Here is a 20941-nt window from a genome sequence, read left to right on the forward strand (position 1 = left end):
CTCAAAATTTCATTTCGCATATAGATTACAAAATGTAACTAACTAAGTTAAAATCCAATAAAGCGGCAAAAAAAAGATTAAATTATAAGGGTTGTCTTATAAATTTGTTAGGCAGCTTATGCATGTTCATATTAGAATCTCCTCTTCTATAGAATAAAACAAGTATTGATTATCAATACTAGTTAATAAAATTACAAAGGAGGATAGTTTAATGATGTGTCAAAATACTTCAAATATGCTAACGCCACTTAATACACCTGACCAACATGGTTTCGTTATGATTGGTACACAAATCTTATTTCTAGATCACCTACCAATGTTCTCTATGGAAAATCACAAGTTCCAATTAATTTTGAGAGCCAGTATCCCTCGTTATGCAATGGATATATACCTAATGGAAAAACGAACGAATAAAGATAAACCGTTTATTTTAGGAAACCTTAATACAAACTTATTTACTTTACCCCAAATAAAGAATGGTCAATTAACAAGTTTTATAGCAGATATCTTTTGTGGTGTTCCTACCGATCCAAATTCTGATAAACCACTAATACACAATGTTCCAGTAGTTATAGAAAGAATCATTCATTATCGGCATTTTTCTGAGCAATTTGATTATCCATCTAGCTTAACTTACTTGTTATTCGGTCAAGGTACAGAAGTTTTTCTTTCCCATTACATAACAAGGAAACCGAATTTCCACCAAATCGTTGAAGTATCATCTGTTCCTGATTGGTTACCTGCAGAATTAATTGAGTCTGGAGTACTTATAAATATACCCAGCTTATCTGAAAAAAATAACCTTAATAATCCTCTTAAAGAGGAAAAATATGACGTTCAATATGAAGGTGGAGTTCCTTTATATCCCTTAACTTTAGGTACAACTATGTGGTTTGAAACAGATCACTTGAATGGTGAACATTATTTCAAAAAAATAATCGAGGGTTGATAAGATGAATACACAAAGAAAGAGAGCTGCAGAATCATTCGCAAAACAATTAGAACAATACCTTGCCCAACTGCCTGAACATCAACTATATAGCTTAAAAGGAGATGGTACAGCCTCTTTAGAAAGCTGGTTCTTAGGTCCAAAAGCAGAAAATCAAGAGTTATTTCGTAGCCTTGCAATACAAGCAATTAATGAACATTGTAATGACAGACGCATTTATTTTAAGCAAGACCCAGAGTACATAACTGAGGCTGTTAAAGAAACAGAGGAGTATAAAGAAAGCGTATTTGAAATGAAGCAACAATTTGAGAAACTGTTAAACCAGCTCAAACTTTCCGTTCCATTTTACGGATATCGTTATCATGGACATATGAACTGGGATTTAACTATGCCAGGTCTTTTAGGCTATTTTGCAGGAATGTTATATAATCAGAACAATGTGGCAGCTGAGGCTTCTCCTGTTACAACAATTTTAGAAATGTTAGTGGGAGATGATTTATGTGAGATGTTAGGATATTACATTCCTGACAAAACGGAAATTATAGAGAAGAAAAAAATTCGCCCTTGGGGGCATATTACGTGTGATGGTACTGTTGCAAATATAGAAGGAATGTGGGCAGCAAGAAACCTAAAATTTTATGCTATATCAGTAGCTGAAGCCTTAAAAAATGAATCTTCTTTATATAATGCTAAGCAAATGACAGTTAAATTAGTAAATGGAAGAGATGAAGTTCTTATAGAACTTGATACATGGTCCTTACTAAATTTGAAAATTGATGAGTTATTATCACTTCCAGAGCGTATCAAAAGTCATTTGAAAGATGATGGTGTAATCAATAACAATGATGAAGAAGATCAAAAAATTGAGAAGATAATAAATGATTGTATAGAAAAATACACGATACAGTTTTTGGGTTATAACAATTTTTCTAAACGTTATTTAAAAGATATATCTCATGATCCTGCAATTATGATAACAGCAACAATGCATTATTCGTTTCCTAAAGGTGCAGCAATTTTAGGTATTGGAGCAAGCAATATCATTTCAATACCTGTAGACTACGATGCACGTATGAACGTTAATATTCTTCGACAAGAACTAGAAGAATGTCTATTAAAAAAACGTCCCGTTATGATGACGGTTTGTGTCATAGGTAGCACCGAGGAAAGTGCAGTAGACCCATTAACTGAAGTTATTAATTTGAGAGAAGAGTATCGTAGCAAGGGACTAGAATTTTGGATTCATGCAGATGCAGCCTGGGGAGGGTATTTTGCTACAACTTTAAATTTAAGAAATGATGATTCGAAAATGATTGAAACTCCAAGTTTAAGTATGAGTGAATATGTTAAAAAACAATATAGATCATTAAAAGATGCTGATTCAATCACAATAGACCCACACAAAGCAGGATATATCCCCTATCCCGCAGGGGGATTATGTTATAGAAACTCGTCCATGCGTAATCTTGTAAGCTTTACTGCTCCTGTAGTTTACCACGGAGGAATAGATCCTACGGTAGGTGTATATGGTATTGAAGGATCAAAGCCTGGTGCAGCTGCAGCTGGTGTATACTTAAGCCACCAAGTAATACGTACAACTCCAAGAGGTTATGGAAAAATTTTAGGGAAAACAATATTTAATAGCAAGAGATTATATGCAGCTATTGCAACAATGGCAAATGATAACGATCCATATACTGTTATACCATTTCACCGACTCCCTTCTGAGAAAGCAAATAAACCAGAATCGGAAATAAGAGAGGAATTGCAATTTATTAGAGAAAACATTGTTAATAAATCAAATGAAGAGATTATTAAAGACCCCAAAGTAATGGAGTTACTCTGTGAACTAGGTTCTGATCAATCAATTATTCCTTATATTTTCAACTTTAAATTTGAACAAAACCTAAATAAAGATCTTAACCTGATGAACGAATTAAATCAAACTATATTTAAAATGCTAAGTTTATCACCAGATCGTACAGATGTTTTAAAAACTCCATTGTTACTTACTTCTTCTGAATTTAACTCAAGTGGGTATGGTGAAGATTTTGTTAATTGGGTAAAGGAACGTTGTGGTGTAGAAGGTGAAGGAAGCGTAACATTTCTCTTGTCAACAACTATGAATCCATTTTTGACTGATACACCAAAGGGATCTATGATCCCTACCTTAATTCAATCTCTTCGTGAGACAGTCATTAAAGCTATAGATCAAATAAAAAATTGATAATAAATAAGCTCTAATTATTTGCATAGAAGATCCAATAGGTATTAAAAAGACATGCGATTTGACACATAATCAAAGTTTTATTAGTTGTCATAGTGGAGAAAATTTTAGTAGCATGTTAAATAACAAGAAATAGAAAAAGGATTGAGGAGAAAGACTCAATCCTTTTTTATACTTTTTAGTTTATGCCAATTTTTCATTGTACACTTTGACCAAGTCCTATTAACACAATTCCTCTACTTACCTCCTGAAAGAGTTCCATATTTACAAAAACTATTTTAACCTTCTTTTTCTAGGAAATCATATTGTACTAACTGGTATAGGTAAGGACATTATGGAAACATATGTAACTTCAATTAAAACCAAAAATTTATTTAACTACTTTAAATTTACTATATTTTAACTTAGATTGTATTTCTTCCATTGCTTTATCTATTCTTCAATTATTTCTTTTTATCCTAAATTTATAATTATTTCAAAATCTAATAACTATTATCTTTTGCATATGTATTAGATATAAGACTATCAATTAAAGTTATATGCTTCTTTAATTTTAAATCATTAGACATACTCTCATCTATAAGTTCTTTATATTGTAATAGCATTTTATTGTTTATATTAGGCACAGGGACATAATTACAAAGTTCATTTACGTCATATTCTTTGCCACCTTTTTCAAATAGTATTGCTTTATATTTATCTACACCCCATATATTAATGTATGCCCCGTATCTATAATCTAGCGGTTCACTCATCCAATCTTCTTTTATCTTTTTAACATCAGATTGGTTATCATATCTAGATTTTTTTAATTCTACTACTAAAAAATTAAAGGCATTGACTTGTCTTCTATGAAAAATGATATCGGGTCTATTATTTCTATAATTACGTTTTGTTACATCTAAATCATTATCCAACCAAAAAATATATCTTTTAATTTCATTAGATAAATGATGACTAAGATTCCACTCTGTTAAATTCGTCTGGTCTGTATTCACAAAAATTTCTGGTTGGTTTTTAAATAAATTCTTAATAGAAGAATATATTATATCTTTAATTAAGTTATTCACTTGAAACATCCCTTCTCTAATTCGTTGATAACGAGAATTTTACTAGACTTAACATGTACAATATTTAACACTTAGCCTTTATTCACCTTCTTTATAGGCTAGGTTTATTAATTCCTTTATACTTTTTAGAGTTACAATGTCCTTCAACACTCTATTACCTTTAGTTGAAATTGATAAAAATTTATGAAGTCTTGTTTCCCTTCTTACCATTATTCCTTCAGCCATATAGTAATCCACTCCTTATAGACTGCGGGCATAGTTAAATATTTCTTTTGCTATTTGTTGTTTTAATTAGATCATGCAACTGAATCTCTTTCAAATTAAACACCTCCAATCTTTTTCAAGTCCTGTACATAAACAATAATTCATAGTAAATCTAGAAGTTGTAATTTTGTGCTTTACTGTTATTATAGTCATAACAATACAGTTAATTAATAGAATATGAGTTAATTTAAGATAATTTTCCACAATTTCCGCCAATAGTCTTTATGGTTATCATATTCGTGGCAGTAATAGCAATAATTTATGTACTTGCAAAGAAATGGATAAATAAAAATAGACTGCAGTATGTACCTGTTCTAATCGGGTCTATTCGTGACGTGTGCTTGTACCTACTATGTTCAAATCACATAAAAGTGGGGGCTAAAAGTGTTGAAAACACCCCGCCCTACTACTTCAGGTCGACTATTGTATGATACCGTAAACACTCTCGTTCTAATAATCTGTATAACGTTCCTGTTCCAATTGTTCACGACTTACATATATAAAGAAAGACTTACCTTCTTGATAACATTCGATTGCCTGTGTTGTGATTTCTCTGATTGATTTCTTACCCCCAAGTGTAACCTCTAACTTACTTTCTTTATTTACCTCCTTTTCTTTGCATATCGATACCTTCACGTTTGACATTGTTATTTCTATCCACGTTCTAACTGCGGCTAGTTGCACAAACATAAAGTGTAAACTCACTCTTATTCTCGTATTCCTCAACTTTACTGTAGAAGGTTGCCTTAGCCATTCCCAAGGATTCCATGAACTGTACCGCTGTTATCTTATTAGCTTTCCACTGCTTGTAATAATTCTCCCTGTCTCTCGGCATTGCTACCGCTGGACGACCAAACTTGACCCCCTTCTTATTTGCTTCTGCAATGCCCTCCGCTTGCCTTGTCTTGATTTCATCTCTTTCCTTCTCAGCAATGTAAGGATGATCTTTTGAATCGCCAGTTTGATAATATCTTCTTGTTCGTTGCTCGTATTAATCATAGGCTCTTTTATGAAACGCTGCTGTACTCCATTTTTAACAAACCAATCATATTCATTCATCGTCTCGTTCATATTCCGACCCATACGAGTGATAGAATCAAACACGACTGTATCCCCTTCACGAACTATCTGTTTTAATAACTGATACTTCTGACGGTTAAAGTCTTTTCTTCTCAACTTATCGATAAACATATCACGTTCACCAATTCCCTCAGCTTTCATCGTCTCAATTTGCCTTACTACATTTTGCTCTTTGGAAGATACACGAACATATTCGAATATCTTCATAGTCTCATAACCTCCAATTTAGACTTAGACACTTGTCGTTACTGTGATTGTATTAATTGGCTAATCGTTACCGTATAAGTACAGCTATAAATAAAAGTGATTATCTTTTACGAACTCTATTGCAAATTATAAGAACAATTACGAAAAAAGACACCCAATTAATTTGGATGCCTTATCACTATTATTCTTAAAATTATTTCTTTTAAGCATTCAATTTTATGATACTTTGGCTTCTGCTGATTTTTAACTGTTCAGTTACTTCTAATTAAATTACTAACTAAGATTGGTGTTCCAACCAGATCTCCCCAGATATGATACAGTCTTTCTCTCCATCAATAATGTCAGGCATTGCAGGGCCAGCTGGTTCTGGCTGTCAGCCACAACTGCTTTAGTTGTTAAAAACATAGCAGCAACTGAACCAACATTTTGTAAGGCTGAACGAGTTACTTTGTAGGGTCAACGATAATTACAATATCTAAAGTAGATTGACTACTTCTCATACTAATGTTTTTTATTCCATTATATACGTAAAGCGACCTAAGGAAATACTCTAAGGAAGCCATACCAAGACTTTTTCCCTATTTTCAACATATTTTTTTAAAAAATTATATTCCTCTAATTTATAGGTGACGCAGGTGGGCCTGGATATAATGGTGTTTGTCGGTCGTCAAAGTAATAATTCCCTAGATAAATTTTATGAACTAATCGGTTCACTTATTATCTCTTCGATAATATTGTTAATCCCCAATGTTGTAATCGTTACATTCTTAATGCTAATATCGGAAAATCTGTCAAAGAAGGTTTTCATTTTCCTTAAATCAAGGCCATTTTTTGATAATGTTACTAAACTTTCTTTTAACTCTGCTGTATTGAGATTTTTATGGATTACATTACTAAGATAATTAAATATATAAGGTAAAGTAAAAGTACCGGAAAACTTTGAAATTATAAAATCATATAATTTATCTTCACCAAATAAATCTATATATCTTATAATATCTTCCAAATAATTATTATCGTCTTGATAGAATTTTACATATAGGTAAGAGTTACTTTCAACAAGCGTTCTAACCTCTGCTTCGTACTCTTTTGTAGTATTTCCATCTAACTCAATAAAGAAAGTGTGAAAATTAATTTTCAGTGATTTATCGGATTGTCTTACGACTTCTTCATATATTTCTTTTAAGTATTTTTTTATAATGGGTTTATAATGTTTAGTATTATATAATTTCTTAATTTCTATAAAAATCTTTCGGGCATAATTATTTCTATCTTCCACTTTTATATTCATTTCATTAATACATTTTTTTATTGAGTCTTCTATTAATTCATTTACTATGTGTTCTCCTACGTTTTTTAAATGGCTTATTATCTTTAAAAAGAAATAATTAATCTTAATATTATTGGAATTACTCCAATGAGTTTCTATTAACGAATTGATTACATCATCGTCACCTTGTATCTCATCTATCATGCTTATTAATAATTCAAGAACAATAAACCAGTATGAATTAGTAATATATTTATTTATAATTTCATCTCTTAAGTCCTTATTTCCTTTAGCATCGGAATTTTGAAAAATGTAGAGAGCGGTATAATATTCATGAAAAGTTTTATGTGTAAAATTATTATCAAAATAGATGGATCTCTTTTGTGCATAATTTAAAAACTCTTTTGCAAAAGCCTGTGCCTCATCTTCATCTTCTGATAAATTTTTAAAACTCAAAATAATTTTTTGAACTTCTTTAAGTACTGTTGAATTTGTAATAGGTGTTTTATTTTTCTTTTGTTTTCCACTCAACTGTAAATATTGCCAATACGCTAGTTTTGTAAATACTCTAACTTTTTTATTTTTTACGGATAATTCAATATTTAACTCCTTTAAATCATCCCACTCCTCAACCAGAGTATTAGTACACCCTCTATAAATTTCCAATTTGGAGTGAGGAAGTTTTCCATTATTGCGATAAAGTATTACTATCAAAGAAAGAGACAAAGGGTTTCTACTTAATTCATCATCTATATCTTTTATTAATTCTAAAAATGCATCGACCTCTTCATCCAATATTTTTTCATTTACTTCGTTTTCGCTATACCAATTTCTAACGTATTCTTCAATTTGGTCGTCATTAAATTCTAATATTCCAACTTCCAAGAAATTATCATTTAACTTTGCTTCTTCATAACCAATACTTCTAGAAGTTACTATACCCTTTGAATTGCCGTGTGTTATTAAAAAATTCTCAATGTCCCTCTTAATCTCTAACTTATCATTTATGTGGAAAATCTCATCTAAGCCATCAAAAAGGACTATATTTTTATTTCTTGATAAAATTCTTTCGATATCTCGTTTTGTTACATGAGTAGCAGCATATTCTGTGATTAAATTTTCATAAATATAATCAGTCAGATTCTTATTATGTTGTTTCTTGAAAGCGAGAAATTTTCTTAATTCAACTCTAAAAGGAATATATTCCTTAATAGGATGAGATGTTTTATCAGACATTATATAAAACATACAATATTTAAGTAGTATAGATTTACCTGCCCCAGGATTCCCCAATATAACTATGTGCTTATCCTCAGTAAATACCTTATCAAGTAAATCATTAAAAGATATAACTTGATTATTCTTTTCCCATTGCTCAATTATCTCTTGTTCGTCAATATTGACTTCTTCTGAATCAGTATCCTTTAAAAAATCTTCTGCAACATCATCCTTGGTTTCATGCGATTGGTCTTCCGGATGATTAACCTTTTTAGAGTCCTTACTATCTTTTTTTCTGTTTTTTAAAGTACTTTCTTTTACAATTTTTAACCTAGGTAAAATATAAATATCCTCTAATAACTTACGTGATTTTTTTACTTCTGAAGATAAACTCAATCCAAAAAAGTTAATTTGAGATATATTGTTCATTAGTGTTCTCTTGTAGTTCTCAAAAAAAATATCATAATTGAAACTGTCAGTTTGACTTCTCAATATTTCCTCAATTGAGTTAATCTTTTTATATAGATCAATATCGCCTAGAATTGAATCAAATAAAGGGTCTATTAGTAACTCTTCTTGTAACTGATATACAAACTTCTCTAAAAAATCTTTTGGTAAAGTTTCTTTATCAAAATGTTCATACATTTCTTCAATATTCACTGTAGATTTTTTGAATAGTAATTTAATTAATATGTCAATAATTTCTTTTTCTGTAAAAAATGACTCTATTGTTCCTGCTAATACATCTGGGTAATCTTTTTGTAATGATTTGGATACCTTTTCTACAGCTTTGTAAAACTTCTTGTCAATCGTACTTATATTATCTTTTAATGACTTAGCACTTTCCTTACCTAATAAAGTTGCCCCAAAAGATACTAATCCTTTTAATGCAAATGTTTCTAACATTTTCTCCCCCTAATTCTGACTAAAAGTCATCCCACTTTTTGTAATTTCATATTAATTTTAGCAAGAAATGTACGTATATGTAAATTAGGAATATATTTATGGTTAATCTTATTAGTTATATTCATATACGGAGTCATATTATTTCTATTATCAACTACTTCTACCAAAAAAAGTGCTTTTTATAATCGAGATTTGATTCCCATTTAATTTGACAAGAACAACATCTTGCTAGTGTTAATTTATTTGTTCGATTTTGCTGCAAAAAATCTAAAATGACTTTAAGATACGAAAAAGAACTTAGAGAGTTTCCGATTTATTTTTCATTTTCTTTGGAACAAAAACATCCTTTAATTGAACAAGCATATTTCCTATATCACTTTCGTATTATTCACTAATTAACGCTTTAAATAGTTCTTCATTTTTATAAACATTTCCTATTATTTCAACCAAATTCATATCTATTTCACAAAATAAATGATGCACCATTGTAAAACTCGGATATTTTGGATTATCAATAACCCAACAAGAAGAATCTTCCTCATATGTACAGATTCCTTTAAATTCTCCGAGTGAGAAACCATATTCCTTATAATCTTTACGATATTTCCTTTTATATTCTTCTTCATTTAAACCATTTTTTACAATATCACCTTCGTATATGTCCTTACCATTAATGTCTGTCGCTCCCGAATATTGCATTAGTTTACAGCAGGGGTCAATAGAAGAACAGTGCATTTCATCTTTAAACTCTAGTTCCCAATCACTTCCTTCAAAAATAAGTCGGTAACCACTGTTTTTCGATACATAAATAATATTTTGCCCATCCCATACACGAAATTTTATTTTAATTGGTTCTACATTTTCAGGAGGGGAATACAACGTTGGAAGCCATTCCTCATTTTCGTAGACATTTCCAGCAACTTCTACCATATTTATAAACTCTTCAAGGTAGTATCCACCTTCTTCAGTACCATCACTTACAACCCACCCATCATGCATATATTTAACTACTCCCGTAGGTTCATCAGGATCGTAATCGTCATCATCTAGCAAATCAAGTTCTTCATTATCATATACGTCCTTAATAAAGTCACCCTCATAAATCTCTTTCCCTTTAACATCCTTTAACCCAGAGAACTGTTGTTTTTCACCTTCTTCTACTATCCTTTTTAATGAAGCATCAAGACCTTCAAGTGGTGAAAAATAACAAAACCGCTTTTCGTCTTTGTCCCACACTCGAAATTTACTTTCTTCCATATTTTTCTCCTCCTTTATTAGATATTTTATTCTAATCATATCTCAGAAACTAATTCTGGGCGTTTTTTGTGAAAATAATATTTATAGTAAGTCTACACAACTTGTTTCAAATTGTTGCAGTAACAATTAGTTAATGCTTACCTAGATTTGCATGATTCCCCTCTCATACTTTAACTAAAACGTTATTCTAATCCAATATTAACATATTCCTCCAACAGTTAATAAGTTAGACTTTTTATTTAACAAATCTACCCCGTAGCACATACTTTCGAATTCTATTTGGCGTCGATGAAATGACCAAAAAGGGATATAATGTATTGAAATCATCTGTCCAAATGGAATTCACTTTGCACGAACTCATTATAGTTACATAAATATAAGAAGGGAAATCACCCGACATACATGTTACAGAAACAATGTTGTTCCTTCCTCTTATTCTCAAAAATTATTAAAATCAACATTTTCATTGACAAAGTAAAAAGGGTATGATGATCATACCCTTCAATCTATAAAGCCATTGGATTTTTCAACCCATTTTCCCATCCATCACATTATGAAGAGCTTAACTAAACTTCTACACCATGCTTTTCTTGATATTTTTGAGCTTAGAAAAACGTTTGGTCATTAAACTCCTCCTCGCCTTATCCACACGTATTATAGCTCTGTATGGAATAGACACCCCAGTTATGATGTGTCCTCCTTTTTCTAAAATACGAGCCAAGGCATTATCCTCGACTCTTCTTATTAGAAATATATTCCTCATATAAGCCTTTCCTGTTTCACACCTTTTCTGTTTCTCTCCAGTGATTTAACACCCCAATACCCATCAAGATACCTGCTAACCCAGTACCAAAGTCATACGGATCTTCACCAAGCATAGGTTGAAGTATGTCGTTTAAGAAAAAAATAACCATAGCAATAATAATAAGTATCTTGTTCATCTACATCTTCCCTTCTTTATTGCCTCCATGGGTACAGCGAAGTGACTGGGTGATGCTCCCCATATCTCAAATCTTACAACATACTTTGCATCTAAGTAAATATTTGTAATTATATACATGTTAATCCAAATAAGACCTACTATCGCCTCTATGTAACTTGCATACGGTGCGACTGCCTTATCGGAATCAATACAGGTTTGATGGTGAACGATATCCTAAGCTAAAAACAGAATTCATTTAGATGAACGATGAACTATTTCCGCAACTGTTTTATACTGTCCTAGACCCTGGTAACCATACCCATCTTCAAATATCATCGTTGAACAGAGTGTTTGGGCTGAGACACTTCTTAATACTTTAATAAGAGAGACGAATATATAATAAGAGAGAGATAATGCCCCTCATCAGGCGGTGGGGAGATCAAGGGATTTTGTTTGATTCTTATTCTTAGACTCTAAACTCTCCATGTTTCTTATGCATTACTTACAATATAGTAACTTGCTGTGATATGCTTGTTCGTTTTCAATATCAGAAGGATAATGTACCTTGATATACTGGTCAAATTTCTTTGTCTTTCCATTAGGAGATTATTCTAATCAACTCCATCCCTTCGCCTGCGGCTTGGGTAAGTACTTCAATTTAAGTGAAAGACTAATACAATTATTTTTTCATCTTTTAAAGGAATGAGGTTATTGATTATATAGAAAGTGAAGATGTGGATGATGCATTGAGCCGACTCCAATTTTTTTACAATCTTAGTTCAGAAATGTCTCAAGTGATTCTTACCTATAACACATATCTACACTATATGTTACCAAGGTTTATTAACAATGAGGGTTATGATGGGATAATATTTGATAGTCCATTAGGTACAGGAAAAATGTGGTTCTCTTAGTAACTTCAATTGGTCAAATACAGTATGACTTTTTTAAGGTATATTAAAATCAATAGATAAGGTAATTGAAGCGTTCAGTCACATACAATTCTAATAAGTACAAGCCTCATGAATGTACAGAAAAGACTTGAGGTTTTAAATAAGCCTCAAGCTTCAAATTTTTGTGTTGTTTCAGTATAGTACACGTTGCTTGGGTCTATTTAGGAAAGCCCCCGTTATCAGGGCATAGACTGTCTTTTTACACAATATTACTTAATGTGCATTTTCACAAATTCATATATTTCCATGAAGTTTGGTGAAGAGATGTGTGTTACTCTATCTTTTTTACTACCAAATAATCCTGATTTGTTAAGGTAAATCATGTTGTTGGTAATACCAAGAGCCTTCATCATGTCGTAGTCCACTTCGTCGTAGTTCTTATACTCATATACATGAGTCTTTAGCTTACCAAATGGTGGCTTCACTTCAATGAGGATAACCTTTGTATCTGTAAAGAATAGGTATCCGAAAGTTGTACCTTTGAATGCTCCTGTGGAAAGGAAGTAAAACTTCTCGTCCTTCGCCTCTTTCTTAAGTACATTCAGTACTTTTCTGTAATGTTCCCTGTTTGTTTTAGGGAGCTTCTCTGCTTCGCTGACTAATCCATCAAACGTAGAGTATTCTCCAATAATTGTGATTTCTACTTTTATTTTACTCACCTTGTATCCTCCACTCAAATTCCTTATCTTACAAAACATAGTATACTACCTTTTCGCTAGAATGTAAGGAGGAACTCTTACATGGAAGAGTAAATTCATTTATCCAAATTTTTACATTACTGTTACTGTTACTAATTTTCTTATTGCAATAACCTGCCCCGTTAGTGCAATAAGAAAAAAGCCCATGTTAAAGAACTGTTTACTAGCCTACTTATTATACCTAATCCGCTTTTGTATTCACTGCGGGCGTGAGAGGGGACTGTTTTTTCTTCATAAAATAACAGTTTTATTAATAACATAGCATCTATACAGCTTTGATGCGGCTTATCAACGAAGTCCTCCGTCTTAATTACTCCCCTTATACAGTTGCCAAAATTGGTCTGTAATTAATTTTTCAATCATATCCAGTTTTACTAGCATTTGCTTTTATTGCTGCTACTGTACTCCACAATTTGCATCAAGCTTTTCCATTGTCTTTTCATGAAAGAGTTTTGACAGGTTATCCTTTTCTATTTATTTCTCCTTTGATAATGAGTTGTATTTCTCTTGCATTGGACAAAAATCAAGAATGATAATGATAGTTGCCGTTCTGAACGCAAGTGAAGAACGAGCAACGCCGAGGAGGAACGGAGCTAGCGTAGTGACGGGCGTGATCAACGCCTTCTTTGTCTCTTTTACAATATCTTAAAGGCTTGTCAGCCCGTCCCTCGTACGTTCCTCACTCGCTCCTCCCCGACCATGTGCTAATCTCCGCTTTGCTACGATTAGCCACATGAATATAATTAATTATTGTTTCATTTATTCCATTAAAAGGCTCAAGTCTTTATTGCTATGAGTTACGCAGCCCCAACGAAGCAGGCGAGTTGTTAACTACCTCCGCAGGAGGTAAATAAAAAACTGTCTCTCTTTTGTTTGTACCCTTTTTTATACTTTCATTATAAGGGATACCCCCACCAAACTCTTATTTAGTAAGGCTTTGGTTTTTCATTTACCCCTTTGCAAGGGCAATGAATTTTTGAAGCAGCCTCTAAACTTATACCACTGAAATCGACTCTTTAGATTCCCTTTGTAACTGGGTTTGGTTTCTTATTATGTCATCAAAAATTTTCTCCTCAAAATATGCCACAGGTTCTCCATTGAGGTACTTCTCTAACATCTCTCTCATCCGAGAAGAGGGAACATATAAATTAATTTTTTGCCCCTGCCTTATACAGCTTCTGAACAACCACTGCAACAGTTCTGATAAAGCCCAACCATCTTCATCTACCTTAATATTATGACTTTTAAAAAATTGTTTTGTAACTGGATTCATATATCTGTTAGATAAATAAATTAAAGTATTCCTTTCAACATAATTATTGGTAGCCCTGCATGTGACTTCTACAAACTGCTTCTTTGCTTTAGGAACTGATAATTGTTTTTCAAACTCTTTTACACAAGTCCACATCACTTTATCTGATTTAGCTTCACACTTGTTGCGGTAGAAATTATATGCATTATCTGAAATCATTTTCAGAATTGATTTCTTGTCTAAATGGCGCTTAATCCAACTACTAGAAAATGCACTTGTCTCCTCTCCAATAGCATTTAAATCCTTCTTATCCTTGTGTCCCTTGTAATAGATACGTATGTTTTCCTTTAATACTGGGAGTTCCTTTTCCTTCGTAGGTTTAACATAGGATGTTAACTCATACTTACCTACGGTATTGAGGTCTACAGAATGAAATTTGTATTTAACATTAAACAAATCGAAGTAATACCTTTGCAATTGACCGTAAAACATATAGGTCAAAATATAGACATCTTTAAAGGATTTAAAAACAGCTGCAGGGAATGTCCAATACATAGCTGTATTGTTATGGATAATTAGATTGTTTGTATATGCTAAATGCTTTATATGACTAAATCTATCACCAGCATATTCTCTATTATTCCATTTAACATAACCATTTTCTTTTACTGTAATAAAATGTTCATCCTTATCCGTCTTTGCTTGCAGTAAAACCTTAATATCATCTTGCTTTATTGGCACCTGTTCTATGACATTCATTACTTCATCAAGGATCAACGTGTAATCTTGTAAATAGATTAACTTTAATATCTCATCATCGATATTTAGAAATAATGAATGAGTCGCTACTATATTTTCTCCCTTTTCAAGAAGTTGCTTAAAGCTCTCTATCTTAGTTACATTTTGATCATCTTTGGTTGGTTCATAAAACTTTCTTCCTGTAACTGACTCTTTAACACGCTGCACTTCCGTTAGAAACGGAGTAATATAAATGAACTTTTCTGATAATTCCACTTCATTCATATGTTGAATTGCCCATGAGGTTTTTCCTTTTCCGCATGTTGCATCTACTACAGTTAATCTTTCACATTTCTTTAAATAATCCAAATATGTTCAACTCTCTTTCGTGATGCAGGTTGATCTATTCCCATCAATTTGCCACAAAATGCCTATTATTTAGTGGTCATCGTCAACTACTTTCAAAGTATAAAGTATCAACTGTAAGTGTTTCGAAGATCCTATTACAAATACTTATGGATGATAGGTTTGTGTTCAGCGGAGATGGTGATATATCCGTCTCGCCTCGAGCATTTTAATACCTGTGTTGTGGATGTACAGGAGGCTACCATTTTCCTTCCAATACATGAAAGAAACAATTTTTTGTTCGTTCTTATGAACACCCTCTAGCTTCACTTTACTAATCTTAACGCTACATTATTTTTGTTTATCATCTAAGGATGTATACCATGTTCCTTTTTAAATTCTTAGATGAATAGCGGCCTTTTTGTTTCAATGAAAATTAGTATTTATACGACCATTCTTTATTTTTGTAATAGATGAAGAAAGCAGGACTCGAATTTGGAATCCTGTTCATGATTGTTATTATTGATAATTATGATTAAATGCCTAATACTTTCATCCATTCAAAATAATCATCATTATCAACTTTATCTAACTTTTTGCAATGATTTAATGCGTTCTATTTCTTGATTTAGATCCTCAATTTCCCAAGTATCTTCATCGCCTGTTAAGGCAAGTACATCTCCATACCAACCGAGTAAATCTACTTCTTCGTCATAATTTCCCCACTCTTTATCAATCTCAACAAGACGTTCAATGCTCATTTCAGATTCAATTTTTCCAATCTTTCCAATCTTACTGATTGATTGTTTAATTTTTTCAACATATTCTTTTTGAGATTTAATAATTTCTCTCAAACTATTAACTTTTTCAAAGTCACCAAATCTTAAAAATGTTTCCAAAAGATCTTTATCTTCTTTAATCGTCTCCTGTGCATTTTTCATATCTTTCTGAAGTCCTGCAATTTTCTTTTCAATAAATTGTTCAACTGTAATCACTAAGTATCATCCTCTTCGATAATTTTGTTTTCAGCAATAAAATATGGCATTCCCTATTGCATAACCTACAAGTACAGATTTAGTCAAACTATAAGTTTTCTATTATTCCACACCTCATTTCTATTTTAGTATACTATCAATTTTAATTTTTGTAAAATTATGTAAATTAAACAAATGTATTGCAAGTGTTGATACCATTAATTGAAAAAAGTTAATACAGCCTTATTCAGATTATTAAATACCTAAACTAAAGTATTGCAATATAACTAATCATTTCAAATCCCGAAAAAATTTTTAAAAATTTTATTTTATTTTTTCCTATACCCTTATTCTTCTTTTCATTTGACATTTGATCCTTTTCATCGAAAAAAGAACAGCCACAATGACCGCACTCAAATGTTCATTTAAATATTTTCTTATTGGCAAGTATCTATAACATCATGCTAATATAAAGTTAGGAATCCCTTTTGCATGTATAGAGCAACTTTTAAGGAGGTTGTTCAACTGTGAAAGGTAGTATAAAAAAAAATAAAAACACCAGCAAATGGGATTTAGTTTTTGATGCTGGAAAAGATCCTTTAACTGGTAAAAGGAAGCAAATTCTCAGAAGAGGATTTGAATCAAAACAAGATGCAAATAATGAAATGATTAGGTTAAAGGCAGAAATATTAGAAAACGAGTTTCTTGATTTGACGCATATGACTTATGGTAAATATATGGAAGAATGGCTTCAAGAAAGAAAAAGCCGTCTACAGGCATCTACCTTTGAGATACACTCCATCTTTTATAGAAATGTCATAAAACCAAGACTCGGTCTTCTTAAATTACAGCAAATTGCTCCTATACAAATCCAAAAATTTGTTACCGACCTTGTGAATAATACATCTTATTCAGAACACACTGTCCATCTCATCTTTCGAATTGTTAGTGCATCCCTTAAGAAAGCTAAAATCCTAAAGCTTATCAAAGATAACCCTACGACTGGAATTACACTTCCAAAGATTAAGCGAACAGAACTAAATGTTTGGTCGCTTGAACATGTCAATTTCTTTATTAGAAAAGCTAAGAATATAAAACGGCTGACCCGCTGCCATATCGGATTTCTCTTGTCAATCTTTACAGGGATGCGACAAGGAGAGATTCTCGGGCTAAGGTGGAAAGATATTGACTTTGAGGCACAAATAATTTTTGTAAGGCAAACACTTACGCAAAACGCAGAGATTAAGGCAGGAGCAAAAAACGAGGCAAGTGTCCGTTCCATTTACATCCCTAGTAAATTAGTGGACGAATTAAGGATTCAAAGAAAACTAATCATTGAGGAAAAACTATTACTTGGCTCAAGCTATCATGATTTTGACCTAGTAATCTGCACAAAAAGCGGAAAACCCATGATACCAAGAAACTTTCGAAAAGAGTTCTATAATCTAACAGAGAAGATTGGACTTCCGAAAATACGTTTTCACGACCTTAGACATACACATGCTACTATCTTAATTCAGCAAAATGTAAATGTGAAGCTTATCTCGGAGCGGTTAGGTCATGCAGATATTGAAACCACGCTCAATACATACAGTCATGTTCTTCCTGATATGCAGAAATCCGTCTCGGAAAAATTGGACAAAATCATAGAAATGTGATCGAATATGTGATCACTACACACCCAAAGTGCCTTAAATGTAGTCGTATCAATGTTTCAGCTACCTCCTATCCATACATGCCCGAAGAAGGTATGGTCGAAGAAGGCGAACTGAAAATCCATCAGGCCTCACATGCCCGCTACTTCGAGGACTTTTTGAAATTCGTTGAATATGGAGAATCGATGCCGGAAATCATGAAAAACCAGGTCATCCATATGGTCCATGAACATGTATCCGCACAATTCGAAGAAAACAGTGACGAACTGCACAAATTCGAACAGGACCTCGAAATCTGGGAAACAAGCGATAAGCGCGAAATCCAGGAACGTCTTGAAACCCATCAAGTCGTCGAAGCAACAGCCCAGATTGTCGAGCATACACCTGAAGCCGAACTGCGCATGAAACTAGGCAGTACATCAATCAAAGGACTTCTAGCCGATTTCGGCGACAGCATCCATTTAGGAAAGATTAACGGGAAGTATGTATTGATGATTGAAGCCGATACGATTCAATTTGATAAAGGCGTTTCGCCGATTGAATTTCATAGGCCGGATGATTTGATGGAGATTGTGGAGCGGATTAGTAGGAAAAGTGTTGGGGAGTAAACAGGGAATGGTTTTTGTGGTTTTTTGAACGTTAAAAAGTGTTGATATAACTATGATTCCCCTCATTTTTGTGACCACATTTGTGACCACGAAATTAGCGTAAAAAGAGTTTTTGTGACCAAAAATGTGACCACGGTTGTGAACATAAATAATAAAATTTCAAGGTCTAATGGCTTGTATTTTAAGGTTTCCATTTAATCAAATAATTCTCAAACCACTTCGCTTTTTTTTGCAAATGAAGTGGTTTTTCCTATTGTATTTTATATATACAATCAATAAAGACACCCAACTAATTTGGATGCCTTTCACAACTACTTCACTTGTTCTTGTAGCACTTCTTTTAATAATTCAATCATACTTTCTTCACTTGGGTCATTTGTTCCAACTTCACCTCGGAAAGCGAACGATGTTTTTTCTTTCACTCATCTAAATTAAAAATACGTTTATCTGGTATTCCCCCTCTTACTCCACCCTCTTGGTATTAGGTGAATATAACAATGAAATACCGTATCCCCTTGTTTTACTTCACGCATCATTAAGCCGAGCTTTGATAAATATAAAAACAAGACTTCCAATCGTTTCGTTTTTATCCTAATTGAATGTAGTCGATCTGGGTTGTACAAATTCAATGTATTGACTCATTCAAATATCGGAAAAGTAATCCACACCCCCTATCTGATACACCTTATTTTAGAAACTGAAAAACAAAACGAAACAACAATCCTTTGATAAAATTATCATACAAACAGCATTAAATAGGTGTTTTTACCTATATTATAGATAAAAAAACATAGTAAAAAATACTTATTTCGTGAAAAATAAGCAAAATCCCTTTACCTGAAATTTGAAACCATATATATTTAAGTCAGAAGCAAACGAGTACTCCCGCCAAGTTGCACTCGTTATAAGATATATCTTTACAGGTCGGAAACCTAATATCCTGCTTCTAATATCAAAATTATGCGAGGTTATTATAACATGAAAAATCAAGAAAAAGAAGTAAACAGAAACAACAAAAGACCACTAAATCTTAAAGTGGAAATGGAACTTCATAATCAATCATCATCAGACTTAGCTGAGATTTTAGATGTTTCTCCACAATCAGTTAATGGATGGTTAAGCGGCAGAAAGAATATTGCTGCTGAGCATCTTGAGACATTAGTGAAAATCTACGGGAAACCTGCTGAATATTTATTAGCTGAAAATGAACAAGTTGTAGCTGCTGTAGATTTATTCAAAAATAATGTCATTGCTCTTCAGCCGACAAGTGATTCAGTCGCACAAAAGAATTATGAAAAAACAATTATTAAATCAATTAAACTTGAAGATATTAAACCCCATCTTAATACATCTCAGTACGAAGAACTACAAAAAATTTATCCAGATGGTAATTGTTATATCTGGGGAGTTAAAGATGGAAAAAGTTCTGTTACTAAAAAACAATATGACAAATTAAATGTAAATGATACAGTACTGTTCTATCAAGCTGGTTTGTTTTATTCTAAGGCACTGATTACATTCCTAATGACTAGCGCTACCCTATCACTACACCTATGGGATGACGAACTGTATAAAAACATTTATTTCGTCACTAAAGTTGATGCCTTTAATTTAGCAGTTGAACAATTCAATAAATTTGTATATGGACGAGAAGAAAAGTTTCCTTTAATGGGCTTCCGTGTATTAGATCGTGAAAAGTCTCTTCAACTATTACTTGCTTTAGAAATTATTGAATCTGAATACATTTTATTAGAAGAATCAGACTCAATTGATGAAAAAAAGTTACTAGAAGATTTACTCGCTCTAGAAGAAAAAGAAAGCCTAAATTCCAATGCAACAGCTCAAGGACGTTTAGAACAAAGTATCATGCGTAAAATTCTTTTCGGCAACCGTAAAACCTCAAAATGTGCATGTTGTAAAAAAGAATTTCCTGTTAGTTACTTAGTTACAGCTCATATTAAAAAACGTAAATTCGCATCTAAAGAGGAAAAACTAGATTCAAATATTGTCTTCCCTTTATGTTCTTTCGGTTGTGACGCTGCTTTTGAAAAAGGCGATATTTTTGTTGAATACGGAGTATTTAGATTGAATCAAACTGCTAACACACCTTATCTAGCAGAAACCTTAAAGCATTTTCACAATCAACCTTGCGATTATTATAATGATAATACAGAGAATTTTTTTAAATGGCACAAAGATTTCCATGTATTAAATGTACCGACTAAATAACAAAAAACCAAACTCGTTTAATTTACGGGTTTGGTTTTTTGTTTGATAAAAGAAGTTTGGGTTAATAACTTCTCTTATTTCAAAAATAATAAAATCGATATTTCATTAAGAAAAACAAA

13 protein-coding genes and 3 pseudogenes are annotated in these 20941 nt (G+C 32.3%); 5 read left to right on the forward strand and 11 right to left on the reverse strand.

Features of this window, described 5'->3' with window-relative positions; genetic code table 11:
* Positions 1–211 precede the first annotated feature (211 nt).
* Positions 212–949 (forward strand): hypothetical protein, encoded by a 738-nt coding sequence (locus QUF86_RS20075; RefSeq protein WP_289335374.1) that lies wholly within the window; start codon positions 212–214, stop codon positions 947–949.
* A gap of 4 nt (positions 950–953) precedes the next feature.
* On the forward strand, positions 954–3176 hold the full coding sequence (locus QUF86_RS20080) for a pyridoxal phosphate-dependent decarboxylase family protein (RefSeq protein ID WP_289335375.1): 2223 nt from the start codon (positions 954–956) through the stop codon (positions 3174–3176).
* Between the two features lie 482 nt (positions 3177–3658).
* Here QUF86_RS20080 and QUF86_RS20085 read toward each other — a convergent pair whose 3' ends face one another.
* The 11 genes and pseudogenes from QUF86_RS20085 to QUF86_RS20135 form a co-directional block, all read right to left on the reverse strand.
* Entirely contained in the window at positions 3659–4246 is a 588-nt protein-coding gene (locus QUF86_RS20085; protein WP_289335376.1) for a hypothetical protein, read from the reverse strand.
* Positions 4247–4324: 78 nt separating this feature from the next.
* Positions 4325–4471, reverse strand: a complete 147-nt coding sequence (locus QUF86_RS20090) for a hypothetical protein (protein ID WP_170971731.1) — start codon at positions 4469–4471, stop codon at positions 4325–4327.
* A 489-nt stretch (positions 4472–4960) separates the two neighbouring features.
* The gene (locus QUF86_RS20095) at positions 4961–5155 is read right to left on the reverse strand and encodes a hypothetical protein (RefSeq protein ID WP_289335379.1); all 195 of its coding nucleotides are present in this window, start codon (positions 5153–5155) and stop codon (positions 4961–4963) included.
* A gap of 19 nt (positions 5156–5174) precedes the next feature.
* Positions 5175–5797, reverse strand: a pseudogene (locus QUF86_RS20100) (recombinase family protein).
* A gap of 273 nt (positions 5798–6070) precedes the next feature.
* Positions 6071–6253 (reverse strand): annotated as a pseudogene (locus tag QUF86_RS20105) (hypothetical protein); the annotation flags it as partial.
* A gap of 238 nt (positions 6254–6491) precedes the next feature.
* Positions 6492–9191, reverse strand: coding sequence for an NACHT domain-containing protein (locus tag QUF86_RS20110; RefSeq protein ID WP_289335382.1), 2700 nt, complete (start codon positions 9189–9191; stop codon positions 6492–6494).
* Positions 9192–9575: 384 nt separating this feature from the next.
* On the reverse strand, positions 9576–10448 hold the full coding sequence (locus QUF86_RS20115) for a YopX family protein (protein WP_289335383.1): 873 nt from the start codon (positions 10446–10448) through the stop codon (positions 9576–9578).
* 779 nt (positions 10449–11227) lie between these two features.
* The gene (locus tag QUF86_RS20120) at positions 11228–11389 is read right to left on the reverse strand and encodes a hypothetical protein (RefSeq protein ID WP_289335384.1); all 162 of its coding nucleotides are present in this window, start codon (positions 11387–11389) and stop codon (positions 11228–11230) included.
* 1143 nt (positions 11390–12532) lie between these two features.
* On the reverse strand, positions 12533–12982 hold the full coding sequence (locus tag QUF86_RS20125; RefSeq protein ID WP_137024313.1) for a PH domain-containing protein: 450 nt from the start codon (positions 12980–12982) through the stop codon (positions 12533–12535).
* Between the two features lie 1033 nt (positions 12983–14015).
* Complete coding sequence (locus tag QUF86_RS20130) at positions 14016–15380, reverse strand: hypothetical protein (protein WP_289335385.1); 1365 nt, start codon at positions 15378–15380, stop codon at positions 14016–14018.
* A 560-nt stretch (positions 15381–15940) separates the two neighbouring features.
* On the reverse strand, positions 15941–16351 hold the full coding sequence (locus QUF86_RS20135; protein WP_137024436.1) for a hypothetical protein: 411 nt from the start codon (positions 16349–16351) through the stop codon (positions 15941–15943).
* Between the two features lie 506 nt (positions 16352–16857).
* On the opposite strand from QUF86_RS20135, the gene QUF86_RS20140 reads away from it, so the two are divergent.
* From QUF86_RS20140 to QUF86_RS20150, 3 genes and pseudogenes are all read left to right on the forward strand, one after another.
* On the forward strand, positions 16858–17988 hold the full coding sequence (locus QUF86_RS20140) for a site-specific integrase (RefSeq protein ID WP_289335390.1): 1131 nt from the start codon (positions 16858–16860) through the stop codon (positions 17986–17988).
* A 50-nt stretch (positions 17989–18038) separates the two neighbouring features.
* Positions 18039–18593: pseudogene (locus QUF86_RS20145) on the forward strand (DUF3898 domain-containing protein); the annotation flags it as partial.
* Between the two features lie 978 nt (positions 18594–19571).
* Entirely contained in the window at positions 19572–20822 is a 1251-nt protein-coding gene (locus QUF86_RS20150; RefSeq protein WP_289335393.1) for a helix-turn-helix domain-containing protein, read from the forward strand.
* The last annotated feature ends 119 nt before the right edge of the window (positions 20823–20941 follow it).

Origin of the sequence: Peribacillus sp. NJ11 (assembly GCF_030348405.1) — a bacterium.
In the GTDB taxonomy this organism is placed as follows: domain Bacteria; phylum Bacillota; class Bacilli; order Bacillales; family DSM-1321; genus Peribacillus.